The sequence below is a fragment of the Paenibacillus sabuli genome, assembly GCF_014705605.1.
Classification (GTDB): Bacteria; Bacillota; Bacilli; order Paenibacillales; family Paenibacillaceae; genus Paenibacillus_D; species Paenibacillus_D sabuli.
On record NZ_JACXIZ010000016.1, the window covers coordinates 183,535 to 198,884 of the forward strand.

Genomic DNA, 15,350 nt, shown 5'->3' on the forward strand with positions numbered 1-15,350 from the left:
AACGCGCGTCCCGGATCGTATAAGCCATTGTCCTTCCCGCCAAATAATTAGGCCGACAGCCGTGACAAATGCCATTCGCCGACATAGGATGAAGGGAGAGTCCAGCCCGGTCTCTCGCACCCGAGAAGACGCCTGCGGGCCGTGTCGGTATCGGGAGGATACAGTCAAAGCGAAGGGCGATCCCTTCGCTTCTCCTTTTTTCCGCGGACAAGCCGTTCGCGCAGTCTTGCTTTTTTAGGGGAAATAGGTTTTACTATAGGTTGATAATGGATACAAATAGATGAAGTCCAGATAGATCTGTTCGAGAGGAAGTGAGTGTAAGGATGAGCAGCGAAGTCACGCTGAAAATTAATCCCGAGCGGCTCAAGGAAATGCCGATGGTCGACCTGGCCTTCGAGGTGCTGAAGGCGGCCAATACGCCCTTTTACTACCGGGATCTGATCATGGAAATTGCACGTATCCGGGGTCTGTCGCAGGATGCGATCAACCAGATCATCGCGCAGGTGTACACCGAGATTAACATTGACGGCCGCTTTGCCTGCGTCGGCAGCAACATGTGGGGACTCAAGCGCTGGTATCCGGTCGAGCGCTCGGAGGATCCGATCGGCAATGCGAAGCGCCCGCGCATCATCAACGACGACGATGACGACGAAGAAGAGAGCTTCGACGGCGAGGAAGAGGAAACCTACGTAGCCGATGAAGAGGATTTTGATATGTACGACGAGGACAACGAAGAAGCGTTCGAGGAAGGCGACGACGATTCCGAGGTCGAAGAGGACGTCGAGATCGACGAAGAAGATATGGACGAAGAGGAAGAGGAGGAAGCGGACAGCGAGGACGAATCCGAGGAAGAGGACGAAGAAGACCGCTGAGTCTGGACCGTGCCCGAGTGCGGCCCCATGGAGTTCTTGACAGAGCAGATGGGACGGGGTACACTATTGCTTGGGCTTTACATTCGATTAGTATTTATACCTGATTTCGATAAAAGTGCCCCGTGCAAGCGGGTGTCACTTTTTTTGTTTTGCCTTGAAATTTCAGGAAGAAATAGATAGGGCCAAGGCCGGATCGACATCAATTAGAGCATGGAGGGTACTATTACAGTGACAAAATACGTTTTTGTAACGGGCGGCGTCGTTTCCTCGCTGGGCAAGGGCATCACCGCCGCTTCCCTGGGCAGGCTGCTTAAAAACAGAGGGCTCAAAGTAACCATTCAAAAATTTGATCCCTACCTCAACGTCGACCCGGGCACGATGAGCCCGTATCAGCACGGAGAGGTGTTCGTCACGGACGACGGGGCGGAGACGGACCTGGACCTGGGGCATTACGAGCGCTTCATCGACATCAACCTCTCCAAGAACAGCAACGTCACAACCGGCAAGATTTACTCCTCCGTCATTACCAAGGAGCGGCGCGGCGAATATCTCGGCGGCACGGTGCAGGTCATCCCGCACATTACCAACGAGATCAAGGAGCGGGTGTTCCGGGCGGGCAAGGAATCCGGCTCGGACGTCGTCATCACGGAGATCGGCGGCACGGTCGGCGACATCGAGAGCCTGCCGTTCCTCGAGGCGATCCGGCAGATCAAGAGCGATATCGGACGCGACAATGTGATGTACATTCATGTCACGCTCATTCCGTACATCAAGGCGGCCGGCGAGGTCAAAACCAAGCCGACCCAGCACAGTGTGAAGGAACTGCGCAGCATCGGCATTCAGCCGAACATGATCGTCTGCCGCACCGAGCATGAGATGGGCGAGGATCTCAAAAACAAGATTGCACTCTTCTGCGACATCGACGCGAAGGCGGTCGTCGAATGCCGCGACGCCTCCAATCTGTACGAGGTGCCGCTGAATTTGCGCGAGCAAGGCCTGGACGATATCGTCGCCGATTATCTGAAGCTGCCGCAGGCGGCGCCGGACATGACCGAATGGGAGCAGCTCGTCAAGCGCGTGCAAGCGCTGGACAAGACGGTGGAAATCGCCATTGTCGGCAAATACGTGGCGCTGCATGATGCTTACCTCAGCATTGTGGAGTCGCTCGGCCACGCCGGCATCGATGCGGATGCGGATGTCGCGATTCGCTGGGTCAACGCCGAGGAGCTGACCGAGGACAACGCCGCGTCGATGCTGGGTGGCGTAGACGGCATCCTGGTGCCCGGCGGCTTTGGCGATCGCGGCATCGAGGGCAAGATCGAGGCGATTCGTTACGCGCGCGAGCAGCGCGTGCCGTTCTTCGGCATCTGCCTTGGCATGCAGGTAGCGGTCATCGAGTATGCCCGCAATGTCGCCGGCTTCGCCGGCGCGAACAGCTCGGAGATCGATCCGTCGACCGCGCATCCGGTGATCGATCTGCTGCCCGAGCAGAAGGACATCGAGGATCTGGGCGGCACGATGAGGCTCGGGCTGTATCCATGCAAGCTCGCGGAGCGCTCGCTGGCTGCCGCCGCATATGACGACGAGCTCGTCTACGAGCGTCATCGGCACCGTTATGAGTTTAATAATGAATACCGGGAGCGCATCGAGGAGGCCGGACTTCGCATCTCCGGCACCTCGCCCGACGGCAGACTGGTCGAGATGGTCGAGCTGCCGGAGCATCCGTGGTTTTTGGCGGTGCAGTTCCATCCCGAGTTCACGTCGCGTCCGAACCGGCCGCAGCCGCTGTTCCGCGACTTTGTCCAGGCGGCGCTACGCAGCTCCCGTTGAGGGCGCTGCAAGCATTTACTTTTTTTCCATTCCTAAGCAGGATAACCAGACCGGCATCGCGAATGTAGTAAGCGAGCGTTGGAGCGCGACACGCTTCAGACTTGTTCACGCCTCAGCCAAATACGCAAGGGTAATGGCTTCGAGAGCTACCGCTTAGTGAAAGCCCCGAAACGCACTGCAACGCAGCCGTATACACTTGCATACATGTGGGAGGGTTTAAGTTGGAGAAGAAGAAAGTGTTGATTGTTGACGACCAGAACGGAATTCGCGTGCTTCTTGTAGAGGTATTCAGCAGCGAAGGCTACCAGACCTTTCAAGCTTCCAACGGCAAACTGGCGCTTGAGATTGTGAAGGCGGAGTCGCCGAATCTCGTCCTGCTGGATATGAAAATTCCGGGCATGGACGGGCTGGAGATTCTGAAGCACATCAAGGCGATCGACCGTGACATCAAGGTCATCATGATGACCGCTTACGGCGAATTGGACATGATCAAAGAAGCGACCGATTTGGGCGCGCTCATGCATTTTACGAAGCCGTTTGACATTGATGAAATGCGCGTTGCGGTCAACATGCAGCTGCGCGGAGGCGATTCCAACGGTTTTTATGCGGTAGGGTCCTGAGGGGCCCTTTTTTTTGAAAGGATACAGATTAAAAACTTATAACACTCGGACTCTTTACCAATTGACGTATGCTTGTGGTATAATGGCTCAGTATGACAAGTCGTACGGGCTTGAGATATTACGATTTAGGAGGAAGCGGGACCATGGCATTGGTATCAATGAATGAGTTTTTGCCAAAGGCAAAGGAAAAGCAATTTGCGGTTGGCCAGTTTAACATGAACAATCTGGAATTCGCCCAGGCGATCGTAGAGGCGGCGATGGAGGAGAAATCGCCGTTTATCTATGGCGTCAGCGAAGGCGCGCTCAAATACATGGGCATCGAATTCACGGTGGCGATCGCTGAAGCGGCGGCAAAGAAGTCCGGTCTGCCGATCGCGCTGCACCTCGACCATGGCAGCAGCTTCGAAGTCGCGATGAAGTGCATCCGCGCAGGTTTCTCTTCCGTCATGTTCGACGGCTCCCACTATTCGCTTGAAGAGAATATCAAGCTGACCAAAGAGGTCGTCAAAGCCGCGCATGCCATGGGCGTGTCCGTCGAAGGCGAGCTGGGTACGATCGGCGGCGTCGAGGATGACATCAGCGTGGACGAAGAGCACGCCAGCCTGGCCAATCCGGAAGAAGCGATCCGTTTCTACGAGGAGACGGGCGTTGATTGCCTCGCGATTGCAGTCGGTACGGCGCACGGTATGTACAAGGGCGAGCCGAAAATTCATTTTGACGTCATTAAGCAGGTCGCAGGCGCGATCCCGGTCCCGGTCGTACTGCACGGCGGCTCCGGCGTCAAGGACGAGGCAATTCGTCAAGCCGTACTCGCAGGCGTCGGCAAGATCAACGTCAACACCGAGAATCAAGTGGCGTGCACGAACGCAATCCGCGAGACACTCTCCGGCAACGCGTCCGTCTATGATCCCCGCAAGTATTTGACTCCTGCCCGCAGCGCGATGACAGCTGTCGTGCAAGAAAAAATTCGCCTGTTCGGCAGTAGCAACCAAGCGTAAATTCCATAAACCACCGAAAACCGTCATTCGGCGCGCACCGCCATTCTCCGTCTTCCCGCGTCCGCGATTTTGCCATGTCGGCCGCAGGTTGCGGAGAGGCGGTTTTCCGCTGGTTGTCTGGATTTTTCGGAACGAAACTTACCTGGTCTTAAAAGACGGCCTCGCCGTTTCGCCTTGCAGTTAGGAGGATTGGCTATACGATGGAAAAGTTGATGATTCGCGGCGGCCGCCCGCTGCGCGGAACCGTGCAGATCAGTGGGGCGAAAAACAGCGCAGTCGCGCTGCTGCCGGCTTCCTTGCTGGCCGAGTCCGAGGTCGTCCTCGACAATCTGCCTCAGCTCAGCGATGTGGCGGTGTACGGAGAATTGTTGCAAGAGCTTGGCGGAACAGTGCAATGGGACGGCGAGTCGATGCGAATCGACCCTTCCTCAATGCGCTCCATTCCGATGCCCAACGGCAAAGTCAAGCTGCTGCGTGCTTCGTACTATTTGATGGGCGCGCTGCTCGGACGCTTCGGCGAAGCGGTGATCGGCATGCCCGGCGGCTGCAACTTCGAGCCGCGGCCGATCGATCAGCACATCAAAGGATTTGAGGCGCTCGGCGCCGAAGTATCAAACGATCACGGCTCCATTCGAATCAAAGCCGCCGAATTGCGCGGCGCAAAAATCTATCTCGACGTCGTCAGCGTAGGGGCGACGATCAATATCATGCTGGCCGCTTCCCGGGCCAAAGGCGCGACAATTATCGAAAATGCGGCGAAAGAGCCTGAAATTATAGATGTAGCTACGCTCCTCAACGCTATGGGCGCCAATATCAAGGGCGCGGGCACCGAGACGATCCGCATCGAAGGCGTCGACCAATTGCACGGTTGCCGGCACTCCATCATTCCGGATCGCATCCAGGCCGGAACCTACATGATTGCAGCCGCGGCTACGCGCGGCGACGTGCTGATCGACAACGTCATCCCGAAGCATCTGGAGGCGATGACGGCCAAGCTGCAGGAAATGGGCGTGCAGGTGCACGAGTTGGACGAGGCGATCCGCATCGTCGGCCAGCCGACGTACGAGGCGATCGATGTCAAAGCGCTGGTCTACCCGGGCTTTGCCACCGACTTGCAATCGCCGATGACGAGCTTGCTGACGCAAGCCGATGGAGTCAGCATTCTGTCCGATTATGTATACAACAACCGCTTCAAGCATGTGCCGGAGCTGATCCGGATGGGCGCCAAAATACGCCTCGAGGGCCGCTCGGCCATTATCGAGGGCGGGCCGCTCAATGCAGCCAAGGTGCGCGCGGCCGATCTTCGTGCCGGTGCGGCGTTGATCGTTGCGGGACTGACCGCCGTCGAGGGGGTCACCGAGATTACCGGAGTCGAATACATTGACCGGGGCTACGATTTCCTGGTCGATAATTTGAGGCAGCTCGGCGCGGATGTATGGCGCGAGCGGGAATAGATGGCACGAAATCCGGCAATGCTGGATGAAAATTGAATAAAGTGGTGAGAACATGACGGACCTTCAGATCGCAGATCTGGAAGAATTGAAGTTAACGGAGCTCTACAAGCTGGCGAAGCAGTATCAGATTCCTTACTACGGCCAAATGAAGAAAAAAGAGCTGATTTTTGCCATTCTGCGCGCCCAGGCCGAAAAAAGCGGTTTGATGTTCATGCAAGGCGTGCTTGAAATTTTGCCCGAAGGCTATGGCTTTCTGCGGCCAATCAACTACTTGCCCAGCGCCGAGGACATCTACATCTCGGCCTCGCAAATTCGCAAGTTCGACCTTCGGACCGGGGACCTGGTATCGGGCAAGTGCCGAGCGCCGAAGGAAAACGAACGGTATTTTGGCTTGCTGCAGGTCAATGCGGTAAATGGCGAAAGCCCCGACCAGGCGTCGGAACGCCTGCATTTCCCTGCCCTAACCCCTCTTTTTCCGCAGCAAAAGCTGGTGCTAGAAACCTCTCCATCCCACTTATCGACACGCATCATGGACATCCTGGCGCCGGTCGGACTTGGCCAGCGCGGGCTCATCGTCGCACCGCCGAAGGCGGGCAAGACGCTGCTGCTCAAGGAAATCGCCAATAGCATCTCGACGAACGAACCGGATATCGAGATGTTCGTGCTGCTCATCGACGAGCGGCCCGAGGAAGTGACGGATATGCAGCGCTCGGTCAAGGGCGAAGTCGTGGCTTCGACATTCGACGAGCTGCCCGAGCATCATATCAAGGTGGCGGAGCTGGTGCTCGAGCGTGCGCTGCGGCTGGTGGAGCACAAAAAGGACGTCGTCATCCTGCTCGACAGCATCACGCGGCTGGCACGGGCGTATAACTTGGTCATTCCGCCTTCCGGACGCACGCTCAGCGGCGGCATCGATCCCGCAGCCTTCCATCGTCCCAAGCGCTTTTTCGGCTCGGCGCGCAACGTCGAGGAAGGCGGCAGTCTGACGATTCTGGCTACGGCGCTGGTCGAGACCGGCTCGCGGATGGACGATATCATCTATGAGGAATTCAAGGGAACGGGCAACATGGAGCTCGTACTGGATCGTCGTCTCGCGGAGCGCCGTATCTTCCCTGCGCTCGACATACGGCGTTCGGGTACGCGGCGCGAGGAGATGCTCTTGACCAAGGAGGAGCTCGACAAGGTGTGGGCGATTCGCAAGGGCATGAACGACTCGATGGAATTCGTCGACAACTTCCTCAAGAAGCTGCGCGACACGAAGACCAACGCCGAGTTCTTCGATTCGCTGGACACCGCGGCGCTCGGCGAGCGCTCCTCGTCGCGTCCGTCCTCGTCGGGCAGCAGCGGCGGACGGCGCCCGGTGCGCTCGACGCCGGTCTCATAGAGGCGTCTAATTACGAAAGGGGCGTGGAACGCGCATGCATCTGGTCTATGCCGATGAAGCGGGCAAGGTCTACGATCACCCGGAGTGGCTGGCGCTCGGACGCAGCGCGGATATGGTCGTGGAGCTGCTGGGCGACGAGCTGATCCCGCTCCCTGACGGGGCCACGCTGGTCGGACTTCCCTACACGCGGCCCATCGGCCTGCATATCGAGAGCGGAGAGATGCGACCGCTGCCCGGCGAGGTCCAGGCGGTCGGAGCGCTGCTGCCGCAGGGCTTCACCCGGCTGGCGCTGCCCGGTTATATGAAGACGGACAAGACGCAAAAGCTGCCGCTCTTCGGCTATGCCGCCGTCGTCTGGAAAGACGACGCCTTCTATGTCGCGGCGCACCGCTCCGACAATCCGGAGCCGTGGAATCCGCTGGCCTGCGATCGCGACGCCGTGCAGAGCGGAGTGGACGAACTGCTGGCGCGCTACCCGGACAATCGGCTGTATCGGCATTTGTCCCATTGCGCGCTCGGTTACGAATGTCTGACGGCCTCCAATACCTTCCTGCAGCGACTCGAAGGCGCGGTGCCCGTGTCGTATTCCTGCAATGCCGGCTGTTTCGGCTGCATTTCGGAGCAGCCCGACGACAGCGGCTTTCCCGCGCCGCAGACGCGGATGAATTTCAAGCCGACCGCTGATGAGCTGACGCAGATCATGCTCGAGCATCTCAAGACGCCCGAAGCGATCGTCAGCTTCGGCCAAGGCTGCGAGGGCGAGCCTTCCACGCAGGTGCGTCTGATCGTCGAAGCGATGCGCCGGGTGCGCGAGCAGACGGCCGGCGGGTATATTAACATCAATACGAATGCCGGGTTGAACGACTATATCCGAGCGATCGTCGACGCCGGGCTCGATCTGATGCGCGTCAGTACGATCAGCGCGCTGGACGAGCACTACAATGCCTATTACAAGCCGCGGGGCTACACGCTGGCCAACGTCGAGAAATCGCTGCGTTATGCGGCCGACCACGGGGTCTATACGTCGATTAATTATCTGATCTTCCCCGGCGTCTCCGATCGCGAGGAAGAGATCGAGGCGATGATCGACTTCGTCAAGCGGACCGGCCTGCGCCTGATTCAGCTCCGCAACCTGAATATCGATCCGGAGAGCTACCTGGAGTTGATTCCACCGGCCCGCGGCGAGGTGTACGGCATGAAGCAGATGCTCGATATCTACGCCGAGGAATTGCCGGATGTCGTGCTCGGCTCGTATACGCATGTGCCGCCGCGCCGCGCGGCGGCCGGCGGGCGCTAGTCGTCGCGTGGCTGCATCAGCGGGCAGGCGGTCGATTCGGCATTGCCAGCCGGCGGGGGCGCGTGCTATAATGGCAGATGTGTCGATTCAACTCTGGGCTCGCACAGCGCTCAGGGCAGAAAGAGGTGAACGTGATGAAGGAAGCCATTCATCCGACGTATAATGTCACGACCGTAACCTGCGCATGCGGCAATAGCTTCGAGACCGGTTCGATCAAGCAGAACCTGCGTGTCGAGATTTGCTCGGTATGCCACCCGTTCTTTACCGGGAAGCAGAAGTTTGCGGACGCTGGCGGACGCGTCGACAAATTCAAAAAGAAATACGGCATCTAATGCAGGCGTCTGGCTTAAATTAGCAGAATATAAGAACCTCCCCCAGCCATCCTATGGTGAAGAAGGGAGGTTTTTTTATGCGCTTTTTAGCGGGCAGAGGACTGATTGCGGCCTGTGTCGCCCTAGTCCTGCTGCTGTCAGGCTGCGGCGGCGCCGAGCATCAGGGTGGTCGCGACACGTACGGCAACGACGGGTATATGGGGCTGTCCAACAGCAATCCCAGCCTTCCGACCAATCCGTATGCCTTTAATTATGAACGCGATATCGCATTCATGAAAGAAAAGCTGAGCGCTTTTCCGGATATTGCGGGCCTGCGTTTCGTCATGCATGATCCCGATGTATACGTACACATTCGGCCGGCGGACCGGTTGACCGAGACGCAGATCGGCAGGCTCGCAGACGAGACGGGTGCGCTGCTGCAGCATAATATGCCGCGCTATCGCATCCATATTCGGATGGCGCGTTAGGTCAAGTTGCGTATTTACATGGAATAGGCTATACTTATTGATGCCGTGCTAGACGGGGAGGTAGCGGTGCCCTGTAACTCGCAATCCGCTATAGCGAGGTTGAATTCCTGTCGTAGGTTCTGTTTGATGCGGGGTCTGGCATCTGTGAACAGTGCTGACGGTCGGGTCCTCCGCAATTGGCTCTTGTGAACCCGGTCAGGTCCGGAAGGGAGCAGCCGTAAGCAAGTTCGTCGATGTGCCGGGGGAGCGCCTGACCTGAGCTGGAATCAGAAAAGCCGCCTGGGTCGCATGAATCGAGGAGAGGTGCACGGTTCATCTTACGAATACCAAGCGTGTATGTCGATCGGGAACTATTCCGATCAATGTACAGGCTTTTTTTGTTTGATTGAAGAGGATGTCAGTTTTTAGAAGGAAAACGCGCGGATGAGGCGAATACAATACTAGTCTCGCGTTATGCGGCTCAGGGGCTTCTGCACGGACGCAAACGGACCAAGAGAGGTGATTCCGTATGTACAGGGTACCGCCGACTGACGCTGCCATTCATGTGCGTAAAGAAAAATTGGAAGAGGTACTCGACCATCTGCCGCAAGCAATGGCGGTTGTATTCACGGCGCATGCGAAGATTGTGAAGACCAACCAACTGTTTCGCTTGCAGACCGGGTTAACGAATGACAACGTGGTTGGCGCGGCTTTGAGCGACTGGATCCGGCCGACGGATGGCCCTTCGTCGCCTGCTGGCCGCAAGCCGCAGCAGTTGGCGCATGTTCAGGTTCTGCGTTCGGACGGAAAGGCTTTTTATGCAGAACAACTGTCGGCTAAGCTGGTGCTGGATTCGACCGAGGAGTTGCAGCTTTTGTTGCTGTACAATACGGGTTCGCTGCAGTCCAGGCATCTGCTGCAGCAATTTGCGCTCACCTTTCTCAAGGACGAGAATCTCGGAGTCATCTTGCTCCAACCCGACTTTCGCGTCAATGATATTAGCCCGCTGGCCTGCCGTGTGCTGGGGGCCGACCGCGGCGTGGTGATCGGCCGTCGAATGGACGAGGTTTTTCGGCGCTCGCCCGCGGAGCTGCAGATGCTCCGTCAATTGGTCATTGAAGAGATTCCGATTCGCAATCACCGTCTGCGCTGGGGACCGGAGGAGAATCGTTCGGAGCTGCTGATGGATGCCAATCTGCTGCGCGACGAGCAGGGCGAACTGCTCGGCGCTTATGTGACGTTCAAGGACGTCTCGAATTTGCGATCGTTGGAAGAACAGGTGCAGCGCAGCGACCGGCTTTCCATGATTGGGCAGATTGCAGCCGGGACCGCGCATGAAATTCGCAATCCGCTGACGGCGATCAAAGGTTTTTTGCAAATGTTCAAAAGCACCTTGCGGGAAAAGGGGTTGGATAAGGAGTACGGTTACACGGAAATTATGCTGACGGAAATTGACCGCATCAACGCGCTGGTCAATGAATTTTTGCTGCTCAGCAAACCGAAGGACGTCTCTTACGATCTGGTGGAGCTTGCGACCGTGCTGCGTGAGATTATGCCGATCGTCAGCAATGAAGCGCTCCTGCATGGCATCACCGTCAATTACGATGCGCAGGCCTGGCTGCCGCTGGTCGTTGCCGATCGCGAAATGTTAAAGCAGGTATTTTTGAACATCTGTAAAAACGGCATCGAAGCGATGGGCGAGGGCGGTGCGTTGACCGTCAGCGGAAGGGTGGAGCGCGAGTACGGCTTCAGCCGCTGGGTGAATATCGACATACACGACAATGGGCCGGGCATCCCGGCGGCGGTCGCAGACAAAATTTTCGACCCGTTCGTAACGACGAAACAGAACGGAACCGGGCTCGGCTTGTCGGTCTGTCAGCGCATCGTACATGATCTGGGAGGCGTCATCCGCGTCTCCAGCAAGGGAGGGGGCACGACCTTCACGGTCAGTCTGCCTTGCTCTGTCGATGCGGCCCACAGTTCAACCGACGAGACGGAGTCGCCTCGAAGCGCAACATGATTTTATACCTGCCGAGAATGGTGTATAATAGGGGGCAATGACTGATTCGCGTGCCCGCGCGAGTGGAAAGGAACGGTCCGCGTGTCCCATATCGCCTTATACCGCGCCTGGCGTCCGCAGACGTTTCAGGATATGGTCGGACAAAAGCATATTATTCAGACCCTGCAAAATGCCATATCGGAGCAGCGTATTTCGCACGCCTATCTCTTTAACGGACCCCGGGGTACGGGCAAGACAACGGCCGCCAAGGTGTTCGCCAAGGCGATCAACTGCCAGAGCGGTCCGGCCCGCGAGCCCTGCAACAGCTGCGATGCGTGCCGCGGCATCACGGACGGCACGATCATGGATGTCATCGAGATCGACGCCGCCTCCAATCGCGGCATTGATGAGATACGGGATATCCGCGACAAGGTCCGGTATGCGCCGTCCGAGGTGCGCTTCAAGGTCTATATTATCGACGAGGTGCATATGCTCACCGCCGAGGCCTTTAATGCGCTGCTCAAGACGCTCGAGGAGCCGCCGGGCCACGTCGTTTTCATATTGGCTACGACTGAGCCGCACAAGCTCCCGGCCACCATTATTTCGCGTTGTCAGCGCTTTGATTTTCGCCAGGTCTCGCTGGAAGAGCAGACTGCCCGGCTGCGCTTCATCTGCGAGGATGAGGGGCTGGAGGCGGACGAAGAAGCCCTGGTGTATATCGCGCGGCTGTCCGACGGGGGCATGCGCGATGCGATCAGCCTGCTGGAGCAGGTGGCGGCCTTTGCCGCAGGACGGATGACGCTGGACGACGCAGTCGATGTGACGGGCGGCATGGCTGCTGAGCAGTTCGCCCAGCTGGCGGAGGCGGTACAGCACAGGGATGTGGCCGCCGTGCTGGAGCTTGTCAATGCGCTTGCCCTGGCCGGCAAAAGCGCGGACAAATGTCTCGAGAACCTGATCTACTATTTCCGCGATCTGCTTTTGTTGAAGCTGGTGCCCGGCGGCGAATCGATGACGGAGCGCATTGTGGACGGCGGACGTTTTCGCGCCATGGCGGACGCCTACGAGCAAGAGCGTTTGTTCAGCATGATTGACGTGTTGCATCATTATCAGGTCGAAATGAAGCATGCGCTGCAGCCCCAGACGCTGCTGGAGGTCGCGCTGCTCAAAATCTGCACCTTGGCGGACGCCTCCTCCTCCGAAATGGAAGGTCGCCCCGCCGATCCGTCCTCCACAGCAGCGGACAGCGGCGCGCTGGCGGAGCTGAAGCGCCAGGTCGAGCAATTGGAGCGTCAACTGGCGCAACTGCAGCGCGGGGATGCGGGCCAGGCGCGCAGGACGCCGCCGGGAACAGGGGTTCGGGCGCCTGCGGCTGCCTCGCCAAGCGGACCTGGGCTTGCGCAGGCGCCCCAACGCAGTCAGGGCGGGCGTCCTCCTGCGAATGGCGCACCCGGCATCCGGCGTAGCGGCGTCAAGCTGGAGCCGTATGTCCAGGCCTTTCATAGTCCAGAGTTCCAGCAGATCCGGATGCGCTGGAGCGAAGCGCTGCAGCGTGTCAAGGAGGCGGGGATCTCGATCCATGCCTGGCTCATTAACGGCGAGCCCGTCTCCGCGCTTCCCGATTCGGTGCTGGTCGCCTTCAAGAATACGATTCACAGGGAGACCACCGAAAAGCCGGCCAACCGGGAGGTCATTGAGCGCGTGCTGCGCGATACCTTCGGGATTGCGGAGATGAGCTTCGCCACGGTGATGCTCAAGGAGTGGCAAGAAGCGGCGCAAAACGGGCCCGCGCCCGCTGAGGAAGCATTCGAGTTGCAGCCCGGGGACGAGCCGCCGGCTCGGGAGGAGCAGCGTCCGGAGTGGGTGGAAGAAGCCTACAAGTTGTTCGGGGAAGAACTGGTGGTCGTCCAGGACGACGAGTGAAACGAGGCGCGCCGCGCGTCGGCGAGCAAATAATCCATGAGGTGATGAGCAATGAACAACATGAATCAAATGATGAAGCAAGTGAAGAAGATGCAGGAGCAAATGATGAAGGCCCAAGAGGAGCTGGGCGGCAAAACGGTGGAAGGTACTGCGGGCGGCGGGGTCGTCACGGTCAAGGCCAACGGCCACAAAAAAATTCTCGACATTCAAATCAAACCGGAAGCCGTAGATCCGGAAGACGTGGAGATGCTGCAGGATCTCGTACTGACCGCCGTCAACGACGCAATTACCCAAGCGGAAGAGCTCTCCAATCAAGATATGGGGAAATTCACGGGAGGCATGAAAATCCCGGGCCTCTTCTAAGCGAAAGCTACCATTCGATTTAAAAGGGGCGCATAGTGTTGTACTATCCAGAACCCATAGCCAAGCTTATCGATTCGTTCTCGCGCTTGCCGGGTATCGGTCCAAAGACCGCTGCTCGGCTTGCTTTTCATGTGCTGCGGATGAAGGAAGATGATGTCATCGATTTCGCGAAGGCGCTGGTCAGCGTCAAACGCAATCTCACGTATTGCTCGGTCTGCTGCAACATCACCGATACCGATCCTTGCCGCATTTGTCAGGACAAAGCACGGGATGCTTCAGTCATCTGCGTGGTCCAGGAGGCCAAGGATGTGGTGGCGATGGAACGGACCAAAGAATTCCAGGGCCATTACCATGTGCTCCAAGGGGCGATCTCGCCGATTGAGGGGATCGGTCCCGACGAAATCCGGATTGCCGAGCTGCTGCATCGACTCAGCGACGAGCGAGTAAAGGAATTGATCCTGGCGACCAATCCCAACATTGAAGGCGAAGCGACGGCGATGTATTTATCTCGGCTGGTCAAGCCTTTTGGCATCCGGGTAACCCGTATTGCCCACGGTCTGCCGGTGGGCGGAGATCTGGAATACGCCGACGAAGTGACGTTGTCCAAGGCGCTGGAGGGCCGCAGGGAACTGCGATAAGCTTGCGCAGGAGCCGTCAGCCACGCAATTCAGGTTCTAAGAATCGCTCCCCGTTTATAAGATGGTAGTAGGAGTTGATGCTGCCGGACAAGCGGGGAGGGGTCGGAACATGGCATGGTGGAACGGATGGCTGGACGGATCCAGGCGGCGCAGCAGAGGCGCCCATAGCGGAACTGGCGGCGTGCAGTCGCAGCTGGAGCCGCTCCTCGACGAGCTCGAGGAAGCAAGGCGCGACTGGAAAAATGCACATCGGCATTTCGAGCATGCGGTCGGAAAGGACCAGATCGACTACGCGATATTCGCCATCGAGGCCGCGGAGAAACGCTACGAAATGCTGCTGCGCAGGGCCAAGGCAATGTCGTTGCAGTCGGGCCTGGCAATGCGCGCGCAAAAGCGCGACGAAGAGGCGGGGTGAGCCGATAATGGGATGGGGTGTGCTGCTGGTCGCATCTTCCCTACTGCTGCTTATTGTCCTGTTGCGCAATCGCGCAAGCAGAGCGGTGCTCAAGCATTTTGTTCTCCATCTGGTGTTGGCCGCTGTGCTGCTGTATGTCTTGAATTATTCAGGCTGGATTGAAGGCTATGCCATCCCGCTCAATCCGGTAACGCTCGGGACTGTTGTGTTGCTGGGCGCTCCCGGAATCGCGCTATTGCTGGGGCTGCAATGGACGGTGTTGTGAGGATGTGCCGAATGGCTGGGGTGCAAGGAGGCTGCGAGCGAAGCAGCCTCCTTTCTTTTTCTATATTGAGGTTGACGCGATTGGGCAATTCGTGCTACATTAATGTTCGTGCCTGACAATCAGGTGATTGTCCAAAAAGCTTTTTAAAATAAAGCTTGCAATTGAATGGGCACATGTGTTATATTAATCAAGTCGCCGCTTGAGAGAGCGGAGGCGAGCAAGACGAACAAAATGGTTCCTTGAAAACTGAACAACGAGCGTAAAGCCCCAGATTCTCTCGGGAATCTGGAAGAGCAAAACAAGAATGAGCTAACCAAGCTTTTTCAATAAAACGCGCCTTCGGGTGCACTTTTATGGAGAGTTTGATCCTGGCTCAGGACGAACGCTGGCGGCGTGCCTAATACATGCAAGTCGAGCGGAGCTCATTTGAAAGCTTGCTTTCGAATGAACTTAGCGGCGGACGGGTGAGTAACACGTAGGCAACCTGCCTGCAAGACCGGGATAACCTCCGGAA

The 15,350-nt window shown here is 57.8% G+C and carries 15 protein-coding genes, 1 rRNA gene and 1 other RNA gene; all 17 read left to right on the forward strand.

The features are described from left to right. Nucleotides 1-323 precede the first annotated feature (323 nt). Nucleotides 324-872 carry a DNA-directed RNA polymerase subunit delta gene (gene rpoE, locus IDH44_RS10370; RefSeq protein ID WP_190917314.1) on the forward strand — a complete coding sequence of 183 codons (549 nt, stop codon included), beginning with the start codon at nucleotides 324-326 and terminating at the stop codon, nucleotides 870-872. A 228-nt stretch (nucleotides 873-1,100) separates the two neighbouring features. Then, nucleotides 1,101-2,702 carry a CTP synthase gene (locus tag IDH44_RS10375; RefSeq protein WP_190917316.1) on the forward strand — a complete coding sequence of 534 codons (1,602 nt, stop codon included), beginning with the start codon at nucleotides 1,101-1,103 and terminating at the stop codon, nucleotides 2,700-2,702. Between the two features lie 221 nt (nucleotides 2,703-2,923). Then, the gene (locus IDH44_RS10380) at nucleotides 2,924-3,322 is read left to right on the forward strand and encodes a response regulator (RefSeq protein WP_190917318.1); all 399 of its coding nucleotides are present in this window, start codon (nucleotides 2,924-2,926) and stop codon (nucleotides 3,320-3,322) included. Between the two features lie 143 nt (nucleotides 3,323-3,465). Further along, entirely contained in the window at nucleotides 3,466-4,320 is an 855-nt protein-coding gene (fba, locus tag IDH44_RS10385) for a class II fructose-1,6-bisphosphate aldolase (RefSeq protein WP_190917320.1), read from the forward strand. Between the two features lie 200 nt (nucleotides 4,321-4,520). Beyond that, nucleotides 4,521-5,774: a UDP-N-acetylglucosamine 1-carboxyvinyltransferase gene (locus IDH44_RS10390; RefSeq protein WP_190917321.1), complete on the forward strand. Its 1,254-nt coding sequence runs from the start codon at nucleotides 4,521-4,523 to the stop codon at nucleotides 5,772-5,774. 52 nt (nucleotides 5,775-5,826) lie between these two features. Further along, complete coding sequence (rho, locus tag IDH44_RS10395; RefSeq protein WP_190917324.1) at nucleotides 5,827-7,158, forward strand: transcription termination factor Rho; 1,332 nt, start codon at nucleotides 5,827-5,829, stop codon at nucleotides 7,156-7,158. 34 nt (nucleotides 7,159-7,192) lie between these two features. Further along, nucleotides 7,193-8,455, forward strand: a complete 1,263-nt coding sequence (locus IDH44_RS10400; protein ID WP_190917326.1) for a radical SAM protein — start codon at nucleotides 7,193-7,195, stop codon at nucleotides 8,453-8,455. Between the two features lie 134 nt (nucleotides 8,456-8,589). Continuing rightward, complete coding sequence (gene rpmE, locus IDH44_RS10405) at nucleotides 8,590-8,787, forward strand: 50S ribosomal protein L31 (RefSeq protein WP_190917328.1); 198 nt, start codon at nucleotides 8,590-8,592, stop codon at nucleotides 8,785-8,787. A 77-nt stretch (nucleotides 8,788-8,864) separates the two neighbouring features. Beyond that, nucleotides 8,865-9,254: a hypothetical protein gene (locus IDH44_RS10410; RefSeq protein ID WP_190917330.1), complete on the forward strand. Its 390-nt coding sequence runs from the start codon at nucleotides 8,865-8,867 to the stop codon at nucleotides 9,252-9,254. Nucleotides 9,255-9,297: 43 nt separating this feature from the next. After that, nucleotides 9,298-9,565: signal recognition particle sRNA large type (gene ffs / locus IDH44_RS10415), an RNA gene on the forward strand. Nucleotides 9,566-9,762: 197 nt separating this feature from the next. Further along, the gene (locus IDH44_RS10420) at nucleotides 9,763-11,253 is read left to right on the forward strand and encodes a PAS domain-containing sensor histidine kinase (RefSeq protein ID WP_223869543.1); all 1,491 of its coding nucleotides are present in this window, start codon (nucleotides 9,763-9,765) and stop codon (nucleotides 11,251-11,253) included. Nucleotides 11,254-11,334: 81 nt separating this feature from the next. Next, nucleotides 11,335-13,155: a DNA polymerase III subunit gamma/tau gene (dnaX, locus tag IDH44_RS10425; RefSeq protein WP_190917332.1), complete on the forward strand. Its 1,821-nt coding sequence runs from the start codon at nucleotides 11,335-11,337 to the stop codon at nucleotides 13,153-13,155. A 51-nt stretch (nucleotides 13,156-13,206) separates the two neighbouring features. Further along, nucleotides 13,207-13,518 (forward strand): YbaB/EbfC family nucleoid-associated protein, encoded by a 312-nt coding sequence (locus IDH44_RS10430; RefSeq protein ID WP_190917334.1) that lies wholly within the window; start codon nucleotides 13,207-13,209, stop codon nucleotides 13,516-13,518. Between the two features lie 38 nt (nucleotides 13,519-13,556). Continuing rightward, nucleotides 13,557-14,156, forward strand: coding sequence for a recombination mediator RecR (recR, locus tag IDH44_RS10435; protein WP_190917346.1), 600 nt, complete (start codon nucleotides 13,557-13,559; stop codon nucleotides 14,154-14,156). 109 nt (nucleotides 14,157-14,265) lie between these two features. Further along, the gene (locus IDH44_RS10440; RefSeq protein ID WP_190917348.1) at nucleotides 14,266-14,571 is read left to right on the forward strand and encodes a DUF2508 family protein; all 306 of its coding nucleotides are present in this window, start codon (nucleotides 14,266-14,268) and stop codon (nucleotides 14,569-14,571) included. A 7-nt stretch (nucleotides 14,572-14,578) separates the two neighbouring features. Then, entirely contained in the window at nucleotides 14,579-14,836 is a 258-nt protein-coding gene (locus IDH44_RS10445; protein ID WP_190917350.1) for a pro-sigmaK processing inhibitor BofA family protein, read from the forward strand. Nucleotides 14,837-15,186: 350 nt separating this feature from the next. Continuing rightward, nucleotides 15,187-15,350, forward strand: a 16S ribosomal RNA gene (locus IDH44_RS10450); the annotation flags it as partial.

Bases quoted from the DNA above. Each gene is read 5' to 3' on its own strand.
- rpoE (WP_190917314.1), top strand. From the start codon at position 324: ATGAGCAGCGAAGTCACGCTGAAAATTAATCCCGAGCGGCTCAAGGAA.
- fba (WP_190917320.1), top strand. From the start codon at position 3,466: ATGGCATTGGTATCAATGAATGAGTTTTTGCCAAAGGCAAAGGAAAAG.
- IDH44_RS10390 (WP_190917321.1), top strand. From the start codon at position 4,521: ATGGAAAAGTTGATGATTCGCGGCGGCCGCCCGCTGCGCGGAACCGTG.
- rho (WP_190917324.1), top strand. From the start codon at position 5,827: ATGACGGACCTTCAGATCGCAGATCTGGAAGAATTGAAGTTAACGGAG.
- IDH44_RS10400 (WP_190917326.1), top strand. From the start codon at position 7,193: ATGCATCTGGTCTATGCCGATGAAGCGGGCAAGGTCTACGATCACCCG.
- rpmE (WP_190917328.1), top strand. From the start codon at position 8,590: ATGAAGGAAGCCATTCATCCGACGTATAATGTCACGACCGTAACCTGC.
- IDH44_RS10410 (WP_190917330.1), top strand. From the start codon at position 8,865: ATGCGCTTTTTAGCGGGCAGAGGACTGATTGCGGCCTGTGTCGCCCTA.
- IDH44_RS10420 (WP_223869543.1), top strand. From the start codon at position 9,763: ATGTACAGGGTACCGCCGACTGACGCTGCCATTCATGTGCGTAAAGAA.
- IDH44_RS10430 (WP_190917334.1), top strand. From the start codon at position 13,207: ATGAACAACATGAATCAAATGATGAAGCAAGTGAAGAAGATGCAGGAG.
- IDH44_RS10440 (WP_190917348.1), top strand. From the start codon at position 14,266: ATGGCATGGTGGAACGGATGGCTGGACGGATCCAGGCGGCGCAGCAGA.
- IDH44_RS10445 (WP_190917350.1), top strand. From the start codon at position 14,579: ATGGGATGGGGTGTGCTGCTGGTCGCATCTTCCCTACTGCTGCTTATT.